The sequence below is a fragment of the Brachybacterium saurashtrense genome (assembly GCF_003355475.1).
GTDB lineage: Bacteria > Actinomycetota > Actinomycetes > Actinomycetales > Dermabacteraceae > Brachybacterium > Brachybacterium saurashtrense.
Window position 1 is genome coordinate 2,675,554 of sequence record NZ_CP031356.1, and the last position, 19,804, is coordinate 2,695,357.

Annotated in this window: 14 protein-coding genes and 1 tRNA gene; 9 read left to right on the forward strand and 6 right to left on the reverse strand. The window is 74.4% G+C overall.

What is annotated here, in order from left to right:
- The first annotated feature begins 124 nt into the window (after nt 1-124).
- The 4 genes from DWV08_RS12095 (at nt 125) to DWV08_RS12110 (ending at nt 4,088) form a co-directional block, all read left to right on the forward strand.
- A complete protein-coding gene (locus tag DWV08_RS12095; protein ID WP_115414027.1) occupies nt 125-1,153 on the forward strand; it encodes a LacI family DNA-binding transcriptional regulator in 1,029 nt (342 codons plus the stop codon).
- Nucleotides 1,154-1,220: 67 nt separating this feature from the next.
- A tRNA-Ser gene (locus DWV08_RS12100) sits at nt 1,221-1,305 on the forward strand.
- Between the two features lie 384 nt (nt 1,306-1,689).
- A complete protein-coding gene (locus DWV08_RS12105; RefSeq protein WP_241237228.1) occupies nt 1,690-3,015 on the forward strand; it encodes a hypothetical protein in 1,326 nt (441 codons plus the stop codon).
- Nucleotides 3,012-4,088, forward strand: a complete 1,077-nt coding sequence (locus DWV08_RS12110; RefSeq protein WP_164740365.1) for a hypothetical protein — start codon at nt 3,012-3,014, stop codon at nt 4,086-4,088. Before DWV08_RS12105 ends, DWV08_RS12110 begins: the two co-directional genes overlap by 4 nt.
- Nucleotides 4,089-4,293: 205 nt before the next feature.
- On the opposite strand, the gene DWV08_RS12115 is transcribed toward DWV08_RS12110, so the two are convergent.
- Nucleotides 4,294-6,363 carry a S9 family peptidase gene (locus tag DWV08_RS12115; RefSeq protein WP_115414029.1) on the reverse strand — a complete coding sequence of 690 codons (2,070 nt, stop codon included), beginning with the start codon at nt 6,361-6,363 and terminating at the stop codon, nt 4,294-4,296.
- 312 nt (nt 6,364-6,675) lie between these two features.
- Between DWV08_RS12115 and DWV08_RS12120 the strand changes: the two genes are divergently transcribed.
- Together DWV08_RS12120 and DWV08_RS12125 are read left to right on the forward strand one after the other, a co-directional pair.
- Nucleotides 6,676-7,839: an LLM class flavin-dependent oxidoreductase gene (locus tag DWV08_RS12120; protein ID WP_115414030.1), complete on the forward strand. Its 1,164-nt coding sequence runs from the start codon at nt 6,676-6,678 to the stop codon at nt 7,837-7,839.
- Complete coding sequence (locus DWV08_RS12125) at nt 7,836-8,624, forward strand: CE1759 family FMN reductase (protein WP_115414031.1); 789 nt, start codon at nt 7,836-7,838, stop codon at nt 8,622-8,624. Before DWV08_RS12120 ends, DWV08_RS12125 begins: the two co-directional genes overlap by 4 nt.
- Nucleotides 8,625-8,720: 96 nt before the next feature.
- On the opposite strand, the gene DWV08_RS12130 is transcribed toward DWV08_RS12125, so the two are convergent.
- Nucleotides 8,721-9,341, reverse strand: coding sequence for a hypothetical protein (locus tag DWV08_RS12130; RefSeq protein WP_115414032.1), 621 nt, complete (start codon nt 9,339-9,341; stop codon nt 8,721-8,723).
- A gap of 120 nt (nt 9,342-9,461) precedes the next feature.
- The gene (locus tag DWV08_RS12135; RefSeq protein ID WP_115414033.1) at nt 9,462-10,934 is read right to left on the reverse strand and encodes a sulfatase-like hydrolase/transferase; all 1,473 of its coding nucleotides are present in this window, start codon (nt 10,932-10,934) and stop codon (nt 9,462-9,464) included.
- Between the two features lie 367 nt (nt 10,935-11,301).
- On the opposite strand from DWV08_RS12135, the gene DWV08_RS12140 reads away from it, so the two are divergent.
- The 3 genes from DWV08_RS12140 (at nt 11,302) to DWV08_RS12150 (ending at nt 14,527) form a co-directional block, all read left to right on the forward strand.
- The gene (locus DWV08_RS12140; protein ID WP_115414034.1) at nt 11,302-12,087 is read left to right on the forward strand and encodes a sugar phosphate isomerase/epimerase family protein; all 786 of its coding nucleotides are present in this window, start codon (nt 11,302-11,304) and stop codon (nt 12,085-12,087) included.
- Nucleotides 12,084-13,073, forward strand: a complete 990-nt coding sequence (locus tag DWV08_RS12145; protein WP_115414035.1) for a hydroxyacid dehydrogenase — start codon at nt 12,084-12,086, stop codon at nt 13,071-13,073. Before DWV08_RS12140 ends, DWV08_RS12145 begins: the two co-directional genes overlap by 4 nt.
- A gap of 230 nt (nt 13,074-13,303) precedes the next feature.
- Nucleotides 13,304-14,527: a LacI family DNA-binding transcriptional regulator gene (locus tag DWV08_RS12150; RefSeq protein WP_115414036.1), complete on the forward strand. Its 1,224-nt coding sequence runs from the start codon at nt 13,304-13,306 to the stop codon at nt 14,525-14,527.
- Nucleotides 14,528-14,644: 117 nt separating this feature from the next.
- Here the strand turns inward: DWV08_RS12150 and DWV08_RS17310 are convergent, their stop codons facing one another.
- Genes DWV08_RS17310 through DWV08_RS12165 form a run of 3 tightly spaced genes read right to left on the reverse strand, consistent with a single transcriptional unit; the run spans nt 14,645 to nt 19,804 of the window.
- Nucleotides 14,645-16,405, reverse strand: a complete 1,761-nt coding sequence (locus DWV08_RS17310; RefSeq protein ID WP_115414037.1) for an acyltransferase — start codon at nt 16,403-16,405, stop codon at nt 14,645-14,647.
- The gene (locus DWV08_RS12160; protein ID WP_115414038.1) at nt 16,402-18,672 is read right to left on the reverse strand and encodes an ABC transporter ATP-binding protein; all 2,271 of its coding nucleotides are present in this window, start codon (nt 18,670-18,672) and stop codon (nt 16,402-16,404) included. The genes DWV08_RS17310 and DWV08_RS12160 overlap by 4 nt, the downstream gene beginning before the upstream one ends.
- Nucleotides 18,635-19,804 carry an ABC transporter permease gene (locus tag DWV08_RS12165; protein WP_115414039.1) on the reverse strand — a complete coding sequence of 390 codons (1,170 nt, stop codon included), beginning with the start codon at nt 19,802-19,804 and terminating at the stop codon, nt 18,635-18,637. The genes DWV08_RS12160 and DWV08_RS12165 overlap by 38 nt, the downstream gene beginning before the upstream one ends.

Below are 19,804 nucleotides of genomic sequence, written 5' to 3' on the forward strand. Positions count from 1 at the left end.
CTAAGCAGAGCCTCCGCAGGCCCCGTGAACAGGGGGTGAACCCCTCGGCACACCTTGGCCGCATCCACTGAAACTCTTCAGATCCGCAGGTGAGGTGCCCGGTTCCGTGCGGTAGACCGGGGGCATGGCAGAGCACGGGAGGGCGCGGGCACCGCGTCCCACGCTGGCGCACGTGGCCCGCGCGGCCGGGGTCTCCTCGGCCGCGGCGTCGATGGCGCTCAACGATCGCGAGGGCATCTCGCGCAGCACCCGGGACCGGGTGCTCGCCGAGGCGCGCCGGCTCGGCTACCGGCGTCGCAGCCGCGGCACCGGGCTGCTCGGGGTGCTCCCCACCGACCTCGGGAACCCGTACCACACGGACGTGATCTCCGGGATCGAGCAGGCGGCGGAGGGGCTCGGGCTGGGCGTGGTGATCGCCCACGGCCGGCGGGACGGCGCCCACCTGGAGCGGCAGCTGCAGCGCCTGCTGGACCTGGGCGTGGACGGGATCGTCGCGGTGACCACCTGGCTGCGCCCCGCCGTGCTGGAGGCGGCCGCGCACCTGGTGCCGGTGGTGGTGATCGGGCGGATGCAGGACGTGGTCCCCGGCACCGACACGGTGCGCAACCACGATCACGACGGCGCCGCGCTCGCGGTGCGCCACCTGGTGGAGCACGGGCACCGCCGCCTCGCGCACGTCACCCTCTCCGGCCGGCCCGGCCCCGCGCTGCGCCGCGCGGGCTTCCTCGCCGAGGCGGCGCGGCTCGGGCTGCGCGACGGCGCCCAGGTGATCGGCCCCGACGAGGCCTCCGCGACCGAGGGCATCGAGATGCTGCTGCGGGCCGTGCGGCGCGGCGATCCCGCGGCCCCCACGGCCGTGTTCGCCGCGAACGACATCGCCGCGGTGACCGTGCTGCACCGCGCCGCGGACCTCGGCGTCGCGGTGCCGGAGCGGCTGAGCGTGATCGGCTACGACTCCTCCGCCGTGGCGCTCACGGTGCGGCCGCACCTGACCAGCGTGAACCAGCCGCGGCAGGAGATGGGCCGCCTCGCGGCACGGATGCTCGGCGAGCGCTTCGCCGGCCGCGCCCACGACGCGGTGAGCACCGTGGAGCCCGTGCTCACCCTCCGCGACTCCACCGGCCCCGGGCCGGCGCGGCGGGCGCGAGTGTGACCTGTGCCCGGTGAGTTCGCACGCGCCCGGGGCGTCGGGTACGCTGATGCCTGCTCTTACGAGCGCTGGAGGATTCGCCTAGCGGCCTATGGCGCACGCCTGGAACGCGTGTTGGGTTCACGCCCTCGGGGGTTCAAATCCCCCATCCTCCGCCGACGGAACGGCCCCTGGCCTGCGAGACCATTCGCAGACCGGGGGCCGTTCGGCATTCCCGGCCCGACCGGTCCGCACCGCCTGCCGACCCCGCACGGCCCGATGACCCCGCACGGCCGACGGCTTCGTGGCGGTCGGCGACCTCGTATCGGCCGGGGACCTCGAGGCGACCGGGGACCTATCCCGCGGTCGCCGGAAACTCGTGACCGCATCGGGACCTCGCGGCGACGCACCGCATCGGTGCACGTCAGCGCAGCCCGCACCCGTCCCGGGACCGGTCTGCGCCCGTGCGCGACGCCTCCTGTCGCGAGGTTCCGCCCCGGCGGCGCGGCGCGCACGGATATCCTTCCCGGAGCACCGGTGTGACGACCAAGGGGGAGCCGATGTCCAGCTCAGGATGGGGCGGAGCCGGAGGCCAGGGAGAGCCGTGGCAGCGACCGGACGCCGCACCCCCGCCCCCGCACGGCCAGGCGCAGGGCCCCTACCCGGGCGCGCCCGGCCAGCGGCCTCCTGCTCCGCACGGCCAGGGCCCCTCCGGGCCGGGCAGCCCTCAGGGCCCCGTCGGCCCGCAGGGATACGGCGCCCCGCAGGGACCGGGCGGGTTCGGCCCCGGCGCACCCCAGGGCCCGGGCGGTCCGCAGGGCCCCGCCGGCCCGCAGGGACCGGGCGGCTACGGCCCGCAGGGCCCGGGCGGCGGCCCCACGCCTCCGCGCAAGCGCCCCTGGGTGCTGCTCGGCGTGGCCTTCACCTGTGTGTTCGCGCTGCTCCTCGTGGTGGGCGGCGGGGTGGCGTTCCTCGTGCTCCGGCCCGATGACGAGCCCCCGGTCGCCACCGACACCCCCTCGGAGACAGCCACCACCACCTCTCCCTCCGAGGAGACCACCCCGAGCGAGGAGGAGGAGTCCACCACGCCCGAGAGGTCCGAGGAGTCGGCCTTCGAGGTGGTGGTCCCCTACGATCCGCCCACCGGCACGCCCGACGAGCTGTGGGACGTGCTGGCGGACAACCCGCTCACGGAGGGTTCGCTGCCCACCCCGGCCAGCTGCGAGCTGCCCGAGACGCCGCCGAACCCCTCGGCCGAGGAGCTGCAGGCGGTGCTCGACGCCTCGGCGACCTGCCTGAACCAGGTGTGGGCGACCGCCAGCTCGGATCGCGGCCTGCCCTGGGTGAGCCCGCAGATCGTCGTCTACGAGCACCCGGACGTCCCGGCGGAGGCCGTCTGCGACTCCGGCTTCTCCGCGGACAGCCCCCGCGTGTGCAACCTCGACTCCACCATCTACTGGCCCGTGGGCTACGGGACCGCCACCGAGTTCGAGGACCCGGCGAACATCCCCGGCACCTATCTGTGGGACCTCTCGCTGCAGTACACCAACACCGCCTCCTGGAACAGCTCGCTCACCGTGTACTACGTGACCATGCAGGACCAGCTCGAGAGCTCGGACCCGGACCGCTACGAGGAGGCCTGGCGCCGCTTCGTGCTGCAGCGCGAATGTCTCGGCTCCGCGGTCTCGATGCAGGTGCCCGGCAGTGCCGAGCCCACCGACGCCGTGCGCGAGGCCCTCACCGATCCCGCCGGCTGGGAGCCCGGCGAGCCGCCGAACGACATCGAGCCCGAGAACCGGGCGCTGTGGATCGAGCGCGGCTTCGAGTCCGGCGGCGATCTCTCCGTGTGCAACACGTGGACGGCCGACGCCGAGCAGGTCTCGTGACCTCTCCCTCCAGCGCGGAGGGAGCGACGGGAGCGGCGCCGTCGGCAGGGACTCCCCCGTCGGACCCCTCGGCCCCCGGGGCCCCGCCCGCCGTCCCGCCGGGGACCGGCGCGCCCGACGCGCCCCGTCGGCGCCGCCTGCTGCTGCCCGCCCTCGCCTTCGGCTGCGCGATGCTCCTGCTGCTGGGGCTCGGCGGCGGGGTGACCGCGCTGTGGCTCACCGCGCCGGACAGCGGCACCGCCACCGACCAGACCACCACCTCCACCGCCGACGAGCCCACCGAGGACGCCGGCACCTGGCATCCGCTGGAGCCGGGTCACTCCCCCGCCGGCTCCGCCGAGCAGCTGGACCAGGTGCTGGCCGAGAACCCGCTGCTGGGGGCGCAGCTGGCCGAGCCCGAGGAGTGCGCCCTGCCCGCCACCGAGGGCGGTGCCGTGCCCGCCGAGGAGCTCACCGGCTACCTGCGGGCCGGGGCCGACTGCCTGGCCGGCGCCTGGACAGACGCCCTCGCCCCCGAGGGCATCGACTTCGACCCGCCCGAGATCGTCGTGTTCACCACGGAGGACCTCCCCGAGGAGGCGGGCTGCGATCCCGGGCGCTTCTCCGACTTCGCGCCCGTGGTGTGCCACGGCGACAACACGCTGTACTGGCCCGCGCCGTGGGACCCCGGCTTCTCCCACACCAGCGCCGAGGAGACGCCGCAGCTGTACATGTGGCACCTCTCGTACACGTACACCGCGTTCGCGCTCTCCGCCGCCTCGCTCGACGGCTACTACGGCGCGCTCCAGCTGGCGCTGGCGCAGCAGCCCGACCGCGCCGACGAGGTGCAGCGGCGCTGGGCCCTGCAGCTGTCCTGCCTCTCCTCCGCGGCGACCTTCCGGATGCCCGACGGGGTGCGGCCCGACGGGCGGGTGGCCGACTTCGTGACCTCGCCGGAGGCGCAGGCCGCGCCGGCCACGCCCGGCGAGCCCTCCCCCGCCGCCCGCGCGCAGTGGGTGCGCGCGGGCCGGGACAGCGGCGGGGAGCTGGACGCCTGCGGCACCTGGACCGCGCCCGCCGACGCCGTCACCTGAGCGGCGCGGCGCCGGGCGCCGCGGCGAGTGCCGGACGCGGACCGAGCGGGCGCCGCGGCCGGCGCCGAGCGGGCGAGCCCCGAGCGGGCGCGAGTTATGTCAGTCAACGATCGATCCCGGCCGGCACATCGACCGTTCTCTGACATTTCTGCCCTGCGCGGCGGAGGCGGCCGGCGCACCCGGCCCGCGCACCGCGGCGGGCACCTCAGCCGAGCGTGGCCGGCCGCTCCCACGCCTCGCCGCGCACGTGCGTATCGAGGAAGCCGAGGAAGGTCTCGTACCAGACCTGCGCGTTGCCGCGGCCCTGGATCCAGTGGCCCTCGTCGGGGAAGTACAGGTAGCGGTGGCGGGTGCGGCCGTGCGCGTCCCGCGGCGTGGCCGAGAACTCGTGCAGGTCGTACCAGAGGGCGTGGCCCTGCGCGATCGGCACCCGGTAGTCCTTGTCGCCGTGGATCACCAGCATCGGCACCACGATCTCGCCCACGTACTCCTTGGGGTTGTACTGCGGGTTCTGGCCGCGCATGGGCCGCTCCCAGCCGGCGTTGTCGGTGGTGTGGCCCATCGTCTCGGTGTCCCACAGCGAGGCGTGGGTGACGATGCAGCGGAAGCGGTCTCCGGTGTGCCCGGCCACCCAGTTGGCCATGTAGCCGCCGTAGGAGCCGCCGGCGAAGGCGGTGCGCTCGGCGTCCACGTCCTGGCGGGCGATCGTGGCGTCGGTGAGCGCCATGATGTCGGTGTACGGCGCGCCGCCGAGCTCGTGCTGGCCGCGGTCGATCATGGCCTGGCCGTAGCCGGTGGAGATCGCCGGGTCCGGCAGCAGCACCGCGTAGCCCGCGGCGACGAACGGCCCCGGGTTCCAGCGGTAGGTCCAGGCGTTCCACGAGCCCCAGGGGCCGCCGTGGGCGAAGACGACCAGCGGGTGCGGGCCCTCCCCCTCGGGCAGGCGCAGCCAGGCGCGCAGGGCGGTGCCGTCCTCGGCGGTGGCGGTGACCTCGGTGAGGGTGCCGGGCAGGTCCACGGGATCGGCCGGGTTCGGCAGCTGTGCGATCTCGCCGGTGGCGGGGTCGATCCGCACCGGGTGCGGGGCCACGGCGATGCCGGAGGCGGAGGCGATGATCGCCCCGCCCGCGACCGAGGCGCCGGAGAAGGCGAGGTCCCGGCCGGGGCCGCCGGCGAGGCGGCGCGGGGCCGGAGCGGCGACGTCACCGATCCACACGCTGCCGCGCCCGGTGTCGTCGCTGGTGGCGACCAGGGTGGTCTCGTCCAGCCACACCGGGTCCGCCCAGTGGTCGAACTCCGGCCAGAGCGGGGTGGACTCGCCGGAGGCGAGGTCGAGCAGCTCCACCGCGGCGCTCATGGTCGCCGTCTCGGTCCAGGTGCGGTGGCGGCCGATCACGGCGCGGTCCCCGGCGGGGCTGAACGCGCCGGGGCCGTACTCGACCTCGGCGCCGCCCTCGCGCAGCAGCCGCGGGCCCTGGCCGCCCACCAGGTCCAGCAGGTACAGGTGGGAGACGGCGAGCAGGTCGTCGCGGGAATCGGACATCGCCACCAGGGCGCGCTCGCCGGCGCGGTCCACGCTCCACCCCACCAGACGCCCGGGAGGCATCGGCAGGTGGCGGAAGTGGAGCACCTGGGTGAGGGCGTCCTCGTCGGCCGCGGCGTCGGTCGAGCCGTCCGCGGCCGTGGCGTCCTCGACGCGGGCGGGGGCCGGGGTGCGCTCGGCGGCGGCGAGATCCTCCGGCAGGGCGGCGATGGCGAGCACGGGGCGGGTGGGGCCCAGGTCGTGGTCCCAGTACCGGGTGGGGAAGCCGCTGTGCAGGGCGGCGGTGACCTTGTCCTTCGTCCGGGTCGCGGTGAGCTCGGCGTGCTCGGTCTCGTCGGCCGCCTGGGAGTGCACCTCCAGCTCCGCGATCAGGTGGCGCCCGGCGACGGTGAGGCCGCCGAAGCCGCCGGGGCGGGCGGCGAGCTCGCGGGCCTCGCCGCGCACGGGCAGCGCCCACAGCTGGGCGTCCTCGGCCTCCTCGCCGTCCTCGCCCACGCGCTTGGCGGTGAAGTAGGTGGTGCCGTCCTCGGCGGCGGCGACCGCGCCCACGGAGGCGCTGCCACGGGTGAGCGGGAGCAGCGCCTCGCCGTCGATCTCCACCAGGGCGCTGCGGTAGGCGGTGCCCTTCGCATCCGGCCGCGAGACCTTCGCGAGGATCCTGCCGCCCTCGGTGGTCTCCAGTCCGGCCAATCGGGTCGCGTCCAGCAGGGTCTCGATGCTCTCTCGTGTCATGGGACACCATCCTGCCACCGGGAGGATGCCGCACGGTGCCGCTTCGCGCAGAACGCCGGGGCGACCGGGGTCACCCCGCGCGGGCCGCCCCTTGCCTCCTCCCCCCACGGTAGTTTAAAGTTGTAGCATTCCTTCGGGAGAGTCGGAGGCTCGACCCGAGTCGGCACGTCGGCCCGGACATCGCGACGGCCGCCCGTCGCGACGGCCGCCCGTCGCGGCGGTGCCGGTCGGCACGTCGGCCCCGCCGCCGCGCCGGCCCCTGCCGTCCTCCACCCGCCCGCAGGCCCGACGCACCACCCAGGAGCCGCCGCCATGCAGTTCGGAATCTTCACCATCGCCGACATCACCCCGGACCCCACCACCGGGAGGATCCCCACCGAGAACGAGCGCCTGCAGAGCATGATCGCGCAGGGGAAGCTCGCCGAGCAGGTGGGGCTGGACGTGTTCGCGATCGGCGAGCACCACAACCCGCCCTTCGTCACCTCCTCCCCCACCACCACGCTGGCCTACCTGGGCGCGCAGACGGAGCGGATCATCCTCTCCACCGCCACCACGCTGATCACCACCAACGATCCGGTGAAGATCGCGGAGGACTACGCGATGCTGCAGCACCTCACCGGCGGGCGCGTGGACCTGGTGATGGGCCGCGGCAACACCGGCCCCGTCTACCCCTGGTTCGGGCAGGACATCCGCAAGGGCATCGAGCTCGCGATCGAGAACTACGACCTGCTGCGCCGGCTGTGGAGCGAGGACGTGGTGGACTGGCAGGGGCAGTTCCGCACTCCGCTGCAGCAGTTCACCGCCACCCCGCGCCCGCTGGACGGCGTGGCGCCCTTCGTGTGGCACGGCTCGATCCGCTCCCCGCAGATCGCCGAGCAGGCCGCGTACTACGGCGACGGCTTCTTGCACAACAACATCTTCTGGCCCATGAGCCACACCAAGCAGATGGTGCAGCTGTACCGCGAGCGGTACGAGCACTACGGCCACGGGAAGGCTCACCAGGCCTACGTGGGCCTGGGCGGTCAGGCGTTCCTGCGCAAGAACAGCCAGGATGCCTGGAACGAGTTCCGGCCCTACTTCGACCACGCCCCGGTCTACGGCGGCGGCCCCTCCATGGAGGACTTCACCGCACAGACCCCGCTCACCGTCGGCTCCCCCGAGCAGGTCATCGAGCGGTACCTGGCCATGGCCGACCACGTGGGCGACTACCAGCGCCAGATGTTCCTCATGGACCATGCGGGCCTGCCGCAGAAGACGGTGCTGGAGCAGATCGAGCTGCTGGGCACCGAGGTGGTGCCCGTGCTGCGCCGCGAGCTCGAGGCCCGCACGCCCGCCGACGTCCCCAAGGCGCCCACCCACGCCGCCCGGGTCGCCGCCGCCGAGGCGGAGCGCGGTGCCTTCGACGACGCCTACCGCTTCGAGACCGGCGACAACTGGACCGGCCTGCGGGCCGAGGACGCGCAGGAGGCGAAGTGACCACCCCGACGACGCCCACCTTCCGGATCCTGGCCCTCTCCGCCGGGCTCTCCACCCCCAGCTCCACCCGCATGCTCGCCGACCAGCTCACCCGCGAGGCCGCCGCGGCGCTCAGGGCGGGAGGGGCCGAGGTCGAGGTCACCACGATCGAGCTGCGCGAGCACGCGCACGACCTCACCGACGCACTGCTCACCCGCTTCCCCAGCGAGCGGCTGGCGATGGTGAGCGAGCAGCTGCGCGCCGCCGACGCCGTGATCGCGGTGACGCCGATCTTCAACGTCGGCCCGTCGGGGCTGTTCAAGCTGTTCGTGGACGCCCTCGACATCGAGCTGTGGCGGGGGAAGCCGGTGCTGCTCGGCGCGACCGCCGGCAGCGCCCGCCATTCGCTCGCGATCGACTACGCGCTGCGTCCGCTGCTGGGCTACCTGAAGGCGGAGCTGGTGCCGACGGCGGTGTTCGCGGCCTCGACCGACTTCGGCGCGGACACCGACGGGCAGGCGGACGAGCTGCCGCTCGCGGCCCGGGTGCGCCGGGCGGCGCGCGAGCTCGCGGTGATGCTGCGCGCCGGCTCCACCGCACAGGGGCCGACGGTCCACGGCGCCGCGGAGCGCGACGCGGCAGAGCACGCCGCGGCGGGAGGCGACGCGGCGGGGAGCGCGACGGCCGGACACACGGCGTCCGCCGGCACGGCGGAGGGACGCGCGGCGGCGCCCGCCTCCGCCCGCACGCTCGATGCGGAGTTCTCGGACTTCGTGCCGATGGGGCAGCTGCTCGGCCGCGACTGAGGCTCCGCGTCAGGGGTGCTGGGCCACGACGCAGAGCGCCCGGCGCTCCCCGAGGAGAGCACCGGGCGCTCGATGTCGTCGCCGGTCACCGGAGGCTCAGCGCGCGGAGCCCGGGGACTGCGGCGAGTCCGCGCTCTGCGCGGAGACCGGGGACACCGGCGAGGGCGCGGACTGCGCCGACGGGGCGGACGCCGCGCTCTGGGCCGGCGGGGCGGAGGGCGCGGAGGGCGCCGAGGCGGCGGTCTGCGCCGAGGGCGCGGACTGGGCGGACACCGGGCTGGGTGCGGAGACCGCGGTGACGGCCGACGGCGCGCTCTGGGCGGACGGCGCGGACTGCGCCGAGACCGCGGTGACGGCGCTGGGTGCCGAGACCGCGGTGACGGCCGACTGGGCGGAGACGGCGGTCGGCGCGGACACGGCGGTCGGCGCACTGGCTGCGGTCGGTGCCGTGGCGGCGGTGAGATCGCCGCGCACGTCGGCCGAACCGGCCGAGGTCATCGTCTCCACCGGCGGCACCTGCGCCGGGGAGACGCCCTCGGTGGCCGCCCCCTGCGCCGAGGCGCTGTCGTCGGCGCGGTTCCCGGCCTCGTCGGCCACCACGCCCGGGCGGTCGGCGGAGGCGGACGAGCCACCGCTCACCAGCGCGTAGGCGACGCCGGGCATCAGCACTGCCGCACTGGTGCCCGCCGCGACGGTCCAGATCGTCCTCTTCCTCATGGGGTGTTCCTCTCTCCGGGCGCTGCCGCGCCGTGTGTGCCAGTGAGCCAAGAACACCGCAGCGGCATGAGACCTCCGCCAGATGCGGATGAGAGGACTTTCATGTGGGCGGCACGTCGTTCACGTCAGCGGCGCGCCCTGGCCCAGGCCGTCCACCTCCGCCCTCCAGCCGCTCAGGGCGGGGTCCTCCCGTCGGGCGAACCAGGCCTCGAGCTGCGCGCGCAGCGCCTCCCGCGTGCCGTGGTGCCGGGGCTCGTCGGCGAGGTTCCGCTCCTCGCCCGGATCCTCGGCCAAGTCGTAGAGCTCGGTGGGGCCCTCGCGGCGCAGCACCAGCTTGAACCGCTCCGTGCGCAGCATGCGCAGCGCCCCGTACTCGTCGTGGATCACGATCGGCGCGGCCGCCTCCTCGTCGCTCTCGGTGCCCAGCAGGCGCGGCGCGAGGGAGCGCCCGGCGCGCAGCGGGTCCGGGCGGGGCGTGGCCCCGGTGAGCTCGGCGAGCGTGTCGTAGAGGTCCACGGCGGAGGCGGGACGGCTCTCCACGGCGCCCGCGGCGATCCGACCCGGCCAGCGCGCGATGAACGGGACCCGGATCGAGGGCTCCCACACGTTCAGCGGCCGGGTGCCGTTGCCCTTCCCCCAGTACCCGTGGTGCCCGCAGGCGAAGCCGTTGTCCGAGGTGAACAGCACGATCGTGTTCTCCAGCTCGCCGCGGACCTCGAGCGCGGCGAGCAGGGCGGCGATGCTGCGATCCACGCCGGTGACCGCCGCGCAGTACCCGGCCAGCGCTCCGTGCCGGTCCGACGCCGCCCGGGGCATCCCCTCGGACCTGAACCACGGATGCGCCGACGGGCGCGGCACGGAGGGGAAGTCGGTCTCGTCGTAGAGGGCCAGCAGCTCCTCGGGATGGTTGCCGTCGAGCCAGGGATCGTGCGGCGCGGTCCAGTTGACCTGCAGGAAGAAGGGCGCCTGATCCCCGCTCTCGTCCCACCTGCGCAGGGCGTCCAGGCTCTGGCGGGTGATCGCCTCGGTGAGGTGCTCCGGCTCGTGCGCGGGGGTGGCGGGCACCGCGGGCCGGCCGGTCTGCGCGTCATGCGCCCAGATCGGCGCGCCGTAGTAGGGGCCGCCGCCGAGCTGGTGCGCCCACCAGTACTCGAACCCCGGCGCGGGGGTGTGCGAGGAGCCGATGTGCCACTTGCCCACCATCCCGCAGCGGTAGCCGGCGCGGGAGAACATCGCGCCCAGGGAGTCGGCCCCGTCGGCGCGTTCGAGGAAGTCCGGCGAGTACGGCGGCCGCGGCGATTCGGCGCGGGCCAGCGCCTCCGGGCTCAGCCAGTCGTGCACGCCGTGCGCGGAGGGCATGCGGCCGGTCGCGATGCTCGCCCGCGCCGGGGAGCACACCGGCGAGGCGCAGAAGAAGCGGTCGAGGGTAGTGCCCTCGCGCTGCAGCCGGTCCAGGGCGGGGGTGTGCAGCTCGGGCATCTGCGAGCCGAGCGCCCACGCCCCCTGATCGTCGGTGACCAGCAGGAGCACGTTGGGGCGGGGGTCGTCGTCCGTCGTCGCGGAGGCGTTCTCGTTCGCCGTCGTCGTCCTCATCGGGCCCTCCTGTGGTCGTCGTCGCCCCGCCGCACAACCTAGCCGGAACAGTCGCCGGGGAGCACGTGGTCGCGTCCTTGCACGCATGGCATCGTTTCGTCCACCGGGGCGGGGCCGGGGGCCGGGTGTCGAATGCCGGGGCCGGGTGCCGTATGCCGGGTCTGGGTGTCGAATGCCAGGGCCAGATGCCAGGGCCGGATGCCGGGGCCGGGGGTCGGGACGCAGCGGTGCCCGGTCGCGGGCGCTCCCGCGGCCACGCACGGGTCGCGCGGGCGCCCCCGCGGCTCCGCACGGGTCGCACCGTCCAGTAGGCTTGGGGAAACGCTTCCCGTCGGCCGATGTCGCCCCGACCCCAGGAGAACCGCCCATGCTCCGACCAGGCCTGTGCTCGGTCACCTTCCGCGATCTGGACGTCGCCGCCGTCGTGGACCATGCCGCCGCCGCGGGACTTGAGTGCATCGAGTGGGCCGGGGACGTGCACGTCCCGCCGGGCGATGCCGACGCCGCCGCCCGTGCACGGGCGCTCACCGAGCAGGCCGGCCTCGCGGTCGCCTCCTACGGCTCCTACCTGCGCTTCGACGGCGTCGACGAGGACGCGGACCGTGCCGAGGGCGCGGCCGTGCTCGCCGCCGCCCGGGCTCTCGGCGCCCCGCGGATCCGGGTGTGGGCGGGCCGCACCGGCTCCGCCGACGCCACCGCGCCCGAGCGCGCCCGGATCGCCCACCGCATCCGACGCTTCGCCGAGGAGGCCGCCGCGCACGGCATCGACGTGGGCCTCGAGTTCCACGGCGGCACGCTCACCGACGAGATCGGCTCGACCCTGCACCTGCTGGAGGAGATCGGCCGCGAGAACGTGCTCTCCTACTGGCAGCCGCACCAGGGCATGGAGGACGCCGAGGCGCTGGAGACGCTGCGCCGGGTGCTGCCCCGCGCCTCCACGATCCACGTGTTCTCGTGGTGGCCGCGCGCCGAGCGGCATCCGCTGGCCGAGCGCACCGCCCTGTGGGAGCGGGCGTTCGCCCTGCTCGCCGGCGAGGGCTCGGAGCGCGACGCCCTGCTGGAGTTCGTGCCGGGCGACGACCCGGCCCTGCTGCGGCGCGAAGCCGACACCCTGCGCGCCCTGATCGCCGCCGGCGAGGAGGCCGCCCGATGAGGGCGCTGCTGGCGATGCCGGCCGGACTGCCCTGCCGCATGTTCGACGCCGACCAGCTCGCCCGGCTGCACACGCTCACCGGGCTCGACCCCGAGCACACCGTGCCCGCTCTCGCCGCCGCACCGGACCAGGAGCTCGCGGAGGTGGAGGTGCTGATCACGGGCTGGGGATCGAGTCCCGTCGACGCCGCCGCCCTGGCCCGGATGCCGCGCCTGCGCGCGATAGTGCACACCGCCGGCACCGTGCGCTTCGTGGTCACCGACGCGGTGTGGGAGCGCGGGGACGTGCTGGTCACCTCCGCGACGGAGGCGAACGCGGTTCCGGTCGCGGAGTTCACCCTGGCCCAGATCCTGCTCGCCGGGAAGCGGTCCCTCGCCCAGGAGCACCGCTACCGCCGCACCCGCCGCCATCGGGCGGCGCTGCCCGAGGCGGGCCTGGGCAACCACGGCGGCGTCGTCGGCCTCATCGGCGCCTCACGGATCGGCGCGCTGGTCGCCGAGCTGCTGCGCCCCTTCGACCTCGAGGTGCTGATCACCGACCCGTTCGCGAGTGCGGAGCGGGTCGCGGCGCTCGGCGCCACGAAGGTGGAGCCCCGGGAGCTGTACGCCCGCAGCGACGTGGTGAGCCTGCACGCCCCGGACGTCCCCTCCACGCAGGGCATGGTGAGCCGCGAGCTGCTCGCCCTGATGCAGGACGGCGCCACCTTCGTCAACACCGCGCGCCCGGCCCTGGTGGACGTGGACGCGCTGCGGGACGAGGTGGTCTCCGGGCGCCTGGCCGCCGTGCTCGACGTGCACGACGACCTCGCCGAGAACGACCCGCTGTGGGACGCGCCGCTGGCCAGCATCACCCCGCACATCGCCGGCTCCCAGGGCAACGAGCTGCACCGGATGGGTGCGGCCGCGCTCGAGGAGGTGCACCGCCTGGTGCACGGCGAGCCGCCGCGCTACCCGGTGGACGGCAGCGCCCGGGACGTCTCCGCCTGAGGTCCGGGATCCCGCCGCGCACGTCGCCTGCGTCTCCCGCGCACCGGGCGCGCGTCCGCACCGCGACGGCCGCGCACGTCGCCTTCGCGCGAGCGCGCACCTCGCCTCCTGCGGAGCGTGCGCGATGTCTCCGCCCGAACCCGGCACCCCGGGGCGGCGGCGTCGTTATGCTGGCACGCACGGGACAGCGTTTCCCGGCCAGCCCGGCCGCCCCGGACGAAGGAGAGCAGATGCCCGCAGTGCGCCTCAGCGACGTCGCCAAGGACGCCGGGGTCTCCCTGGCCACCGCCTCCCGCGTGCTCAACGGTTCCTCCCGCGTGCCCGGCAAGGCCGTGGCCGAGAAGGTGCAGCTCTCCGCGGCAAAGCTCGGCTACGTCCCCAACGCACAGGCCCAGGCCCTCGCCCGTTCCCGCTCCGGCCTGATCGGCCTGGTGGTGCACGACATCGCCGATCCCTACTTCGCGACCATCGCGCGCGAGGTGCAGCAGCAGGTGTTCGCCTCGCAGTCCCAGGTGCTGCTCACGCAGACCGACCGCGAGCTCGAGACCGAGGTGCGCGCGCTGCGCTCGCTCATCGCCCAGCAGGTCGACGCGCTGGTGCTGGTGGGCACGCACCGCTACGGCAACGACTCCGACGCCGCGATCAGCACGCTGCTGGAGGGCTTCGAGCGCAACGGCGGCACCGTGGTGGGGCTCGGCCAGTCCCTGGGTGTGGGCCGCACCGTGGTGACCGACAACGCCGCGGCCGCGCACGAGCTCGCCACCTCATTGATCGTCGAGGGACACCGCCGCTTCGCCGTGGTGGAGGGCATCGCCGGCATCCCCTCGGCCGGGGACCGCACCGGCGGGTTCGTGGCCGCGCTCACCGAAGCGGGGATCGAGCCCGAGTTCAGCATCTCGGCGAGCCTCACCCGCGACGGCGGCCACGCGCTCGCCGCCCGCGTCGCCGAGCACCTCGCCGCGGGGGCCGGAACGGACGCCGGCTCCGGAGCGGGTGCCGGCTCCGACGCCGGCGCGGGCACGGCAGACCAGCCGCTGTGCCTGTTCGCGCCGGCCGACGTCATGGCGCTCGGCGCCCTCGGCGAGCTGCGCCGTCGCGGCCTGGACGTTCCCGGCCAGGTGGCCGTGGCCGGGTTCGGCGGGGTCCCCGGCGCGGAGGACGCGAACCCGACGCTCACCACGGTGGCGCTGCCCCTGGCGGACATGGCCCGCCAGGCCGTGGAGTGGGTGCTGGGCAGTGCCGCCGCCCGCACCGGCGGGGCCGCGGCGCCGGCGGTCGACGGGGCACGCGGAGCCGTCGGGACCGCAGATGGTGCCGCGACCGGGGCCGCGGCGCAGTCGACCGACGGGACATCGTCCGACGGGTCCGGCGCGGGCTCGGACGCCGCGACGGAGGTCCACGTGCGCGGCGACGTGCGCCTGCGCGAGTCCACCGCACTCACCGCCCGCACCTGACGGCAGGGGCGCGACCGGCGCCCGGCACCCGGCACCGAGAACGACGTTCGGACCAGGATCACCCCGAGTCACTGGTCCGACCGTCGATCTCGGCGCAGGGCGGAGCGCCCGCGCGGCTCACCTCGGGGCCGGTCGATGCACCCCACGAGGCTCGTAGCCGAGGGATCCGGCGACCCCGAGCAGGTCCGCCAGGTACCAGCCGATCGCGAGCCACATCTCGGTGCCCTGCAGGCCCGGCATCGCCGGGCCCACGCCGTCGCTGCGCTGCGCGAAGCCGAACCCGCACCCCGGCGCCCATGCCCGTTCCAGGGCGAGAGCCTGGCCGCGTGCCCACTCCCGCACCTCGTCGGCGCGATGGGAGGTCTGCTGGCCGGCCAGCCACAACGGGTGCGCGATGTCCAGGACGTCGCAGGCGGTGGCACGGCCTGGACCGAACCGCCGCTGATCCTGGGCATGGGCGAGGACGGTGTCGATCGCGCGTTCCGGGTGCGGGACGGGCAGGCCCCACTGCGCGAAGGTGCCGCGCGTGAGCCGGTACCAGCCGTTGACGGGCTGCCGCAGCCCGTCGGCCGCCTGCGGCGCACCCCAGGTGCCCGAGCGCCGGTCGACGTGCAGATGCAGCCAGCCCAGCAGCGCCTCGGCGGCGCCGTGGAGCCCGAACCACTCCCGGTTCCAGGTCAATGCCGTGCCGACCACGTCCACCCAGTCGCCGGCGCCCCAGGCCCTGGAATCCCAGGGCTGCGCGGCGACCGCCTCGAGCATCGCCTCCGCGTCGAGCTCGTCGATGATCCGCACCGGGTGCGGGAAGCGCGCCCCGAGCAGGTCCAGGGCGTACCCCGCGCTCAGCACGTGGTAGCGCATGGGCCCTCCGCCCAGCTCCCGCGCGTCGACGGCCACATCGGCGGCGCCCCGCTCCGGGATCAGCCCCGTGAGCGGATCCTGCCGCGAGGTGAGGTCCTCGACGATCTCCTCGCGGGTGAGGCCCGGGACGGTGCCGTCCCCGACCAGGTCCGCGATCTCGACCGCGTCGCACAGCGCGCGCACCGTGGCGGGCGCCCCCGGGGTGTCGACGAAGGCCTGCTCCGCCTCGTCCCAGCAGCGTGCGAGGAGTGCGCCGCTGTCCTGCCGGGCACGCTCCGCGAGGCGCCGCAGCGCCTCCCCGGCCGCGTCCCCCGCCGTCGGTGCGGCGTCTCCGCGACGGTCGCGGATCCTGCGCGCCGGGTTCCCGACCATCACCGACCAGGGCGGGACGTCCTTGGTCACGACCGCGCCGGCGCCGATCACGCTGTGCGCGCCGATGGTGACCCCGTCCACGACCGCCACGTGCGAGCCGATGTACACATCGTCCTCGATCGTGATCCCGCGGCTGGTCAGCGGCTGCTTCCGCACCGGCAGCTCGGGGGCGAAGGTGTGGTCGAAGCCCAGCACGGAGCTGTGCGCGCCGATCCGCACGCCCTCGCCGATCCGCACGGTGCCCCGCACCACGGAGTAGGCGTTGAGCGAGCTGTGCTCGCCGATCTCGACATCGCCGGTGACGTAGGTGAAGGCGGCCAGATAGGAGCCCGCACCCAGCACCAGACGGTCCGGGTAGCAGGCCGCCCACTCCGAGACCACGCAGCGCTCGCCCAGCCGGGCACCGGCCTCGACGAGTCCGCGCTGCCGCTCCCGCTGGCGGTCCTGCTCCTGCGGGCCCGCCTCCGCCCAGAACGTCCAGGTGTTGAAGTCCGCTTCGGCGTCGACCAGTCCCGGGGACGGCGCAGGCGGGGCGGGCGCGGACGACGCCTCTCCCACCGCGGCCCCGTGCGCGGGCGTGCCGGCCCCCGGGGCGGCCTCGCGCGCGGGCCCTCCGGCCCCCACCGTCGCCTCGCCCGCGCTCATCGCGACTCCTGAACGCCCACGAGCTCGAGCTCGTCGCTGTAGTGGCAGGCCACGCGGTGTGTGCCGTTCCGGACCGGGAGCAGCACGGGCACCTCGTCGCGGCAGCGCTCCTCCTTCACGTACGGGCATCGCGTGCTGAACGGGCAGCCGGCCGGCGGGTTCGCCGGATCCGGCAGCTCGTCCCGGATCGCGAAGCCGTGGTGCGAGCCGCGCAGGGCCGGATCCGGCAGCGGGACCGCGTGCAGCAGCGCCTCGGTGTACGGATGCTGGGGCGTGTCGTAGAGGTCGCGGGTCTCGGCGCGCTCGGCGATCTTCCCCAGGTACATCACGGCCACACGATCGGAGATGTGCTCGACCACCGACAGGTCGTGGCTGATGAACAGGTAGGTCAGGTCGAACTCCTGCTGCAGCTCGTCGAGCAGGTTCAGGATCTGCGCCCGCACGGACACGTCGAGGGCGGAGACCGCCTCGTCCGCGATGACCAGGCGCGGTTCCGTGATGAGCGCGCGGGCGATGTTGATGCGCTGGCGCTCACCGCCCGAGAAGGCGTGCGGGTACCGCTTGAGGTACTCGGGCCGCAGCCCCACCGTCTTCAGCATCTCGGCGACCCGGTCCCGCAGCTCGGTGCCCTTGGCGATCTTGTGATTGCGCAGCGGCTCTCCCACCAGCTGCTCCAGGTTCATCCGCGGGTTCAGGGAGGAGAAGGGGTCCTGGAAGATGACGCGCACGTCGCGGCGGTACTGCGCGAGCTCAGGCCCGGAGATGCCGGCCATGTCGACGGTGCGGCCGTCCCGCCCGGTGTACTCGATCGTGCCCGAGGTGGGATCGAGGATCCGGGCGAGCGTGCGTCCCAGCGTCGACTTCCCGCAGCCGGACTCGCCCACGAGGCCGAGGGTCTCCCCCGGCCGCACGTCGAAGCTGACCCCGTCCACGGCGTGCACCACGCCGTGGGAGCGGGAGAACGGTCCCTTCTTCAGGGGGAAGTGCTTGGTGAGGTCACGCACCCGCATGAGCGGTGCACCGGCCTCCGCCGCGTGCGCGCCGTCCTCGGCAGGCGCCGCGTCCCGCTCCCGGACCTCGGCCCGGGGCGTCGTGCGGTCGTCGCCCGCCGCTGCGGGCTCCTCCCCGGGGGTCGGTGCCGAGGACGCCCCGAGCACGGTGCCGTCCACCGCGGCGCCGGGATGGACGCCGTCCCCCTGCTCGTCGTAGAGATGGCAGTTGGCGAGGTGGTGGTCGTCGAACAGCGCCGTGGGCGGCAGCTGCACGTCGCACACCCCGGGGACCGCGAAGTCGCAGCGGTTGTGGAACGGGCACCCCGTGGGTCGGTTCTGCGGGTGCGGGATCATCCCGCGGATCGCGGTGAGCGGCCGACGCACCCCGTCGGTCTTCCCGCCGGTGGGGATCGACTGCAGCAGTGCGCGGGTGTAGGGGTGCTTGGGGTCGTTGAAGATCTGCTCGACGGTGCCACGCTCGGCGACGCGTCCCAGGTACATCACCACCACCTCGTCCGCGATCTCGGCGACCACGCCCATGTCGTGCGTGATGAACAGCATCGACATCCCGCTGGCCTGCTGGAGGTCGCCCAGCAGGTCCAGGATCCGCGCCTGGGTGGTCACGTCCAGGGCCGTGGTCGGCTCGTCGGCGATCAGCAGCTTCGGATCGCACGAGAGCGCGATCGCGATCATCACGCGCTGGCACATGCCGCCCGAGAGCTGGAACGGGTAGGCGTCGATCCGCTGCTCGGGGCGGGGGATACCCACCACGCGCAGCATGTCGATGGCACGCTCCCGGGCCTCGGCCTTCGACAGCCCGCGATGGATGCGCAGGGCCTCGGAGAGCTGCGCGCCGATGGTGTACATCGGGGACAGGGACGCCAGCGGCTCCTGGAAGATCATGCCGATCTCCCCGCCCCGCAGGGAGGTGAGGCGGGGATCCTTCGGGGACAGCCCGGTGACGTCGACGACCTCGTCGGAGTCCGCGTCCGGGCGCCACTCGATGGTGCCGTCGACGATCCGGCCGGGGCGCTCGACGAGCTGCAGGATCGAGCGGGCGGTCATCGACTTCCCGCAGCCGGACTCGCCGACCACGCACACGGTCTTGCCGCGCGGGATCTCGAGATCCACGCCGTCGACGGCCTTGACCAGGCCCTCCGCGGTCTCGAAGTGCGTCTTCAGGCCCCGGATCCGCAGCAGCGGATCCCTCGCGGCGACCCTGTCGTCGCGGGCGGCGTCAGTTCTTGTAGGGATCGGCGGCATCGCGAAGTCCATCTCCGAAGAAGTTGAGGGCGAGGACCGCGGCGATCACGGCGAGGCCGGGAATCATGATCCACGGCGCGTCGGTGATCACGCGGACGTTCTGGGCTTCCTGCAGCAGCACGCCCCAGCTCACGACGGGGGCCTGCAGGCCGAGGCCGAGCCAGGACAGCGAGGTCTCGGCGAGGATCATGGCGGGGATCGACAGCGAGAGCCCCGCGATGATGTGGCTGGTGAACTGCGGGAGCATGTGGTGGACGACCAGGCGGCCATGCCCTGCGCCGTCCACCCGGGCGGCGGTGATGTACTCCTCCTCGCGCACCGACATGAACTTGCCGCGCACCTCACGGGCGAGGCCGGTCCATCCGATGAGCGAGAGGATCAGGATGATCGCGAAGTACCGCTCGAGCGGGTTCCAGGTCGCGGGCACCGCCGCGGCCAGCGCCATCCACAGCGGGATCGCCGGCAGGGACATGAGGAACTCGATGATGCGCTGGATGATCGTGTCGGTGATCCCGCCGAGCAGACCGGACAGGCCGCCCAGGATCACCGCGATCACGAGCGAGATCGCGACGCCGACGAGGCCGATGGTCATCGACACCGTGGTGCCGTGGATCATCCTCGAGAGGATGTCGTAGCCGTTCTTGTCCGCGCCGAGCAGGTACACGGGCTCGCCGTCGGGGTCCACGGGGCCGAGCAGGTGGCGGTCCCAGGTGATGACCCCGAGCATCCGGTACTCGGAGCCGCGGACGAACAGTCCCAGCTCGGTCTTCTGCGTGGTGTCCGTGGTCCACGTCAGCGCGAGCGTCGAGGGATCCATCTCCGCCGACTGCGGATGGACGTAGAGGCCGAGCTCGCCGTCGTCGAGCACGTGCAGCCGCTGGGGCGGGGCGTAGGTGTGCTCCGGGCTGTAGTGGCTGCTCGCGTAGGGGGCGAGGAAGCCGGCGAACAGCACCACCAGGTAGAACCCGAGCGTCACGATCGCGCCCGCCATGGCGAGCTTGTGCCGGCGGAAGGACCACCAGGTGAGCTTCCACTGGGAGGCGACGGCGACCTCGGCGTCCGTCGCCCCGCGTCCGGGCTCCTCCGGTCCGGCGGCGTCCGCTCCGGCCTCGGGCAGCCGTTGTGTCTGGGTGGCTTCGGTCAT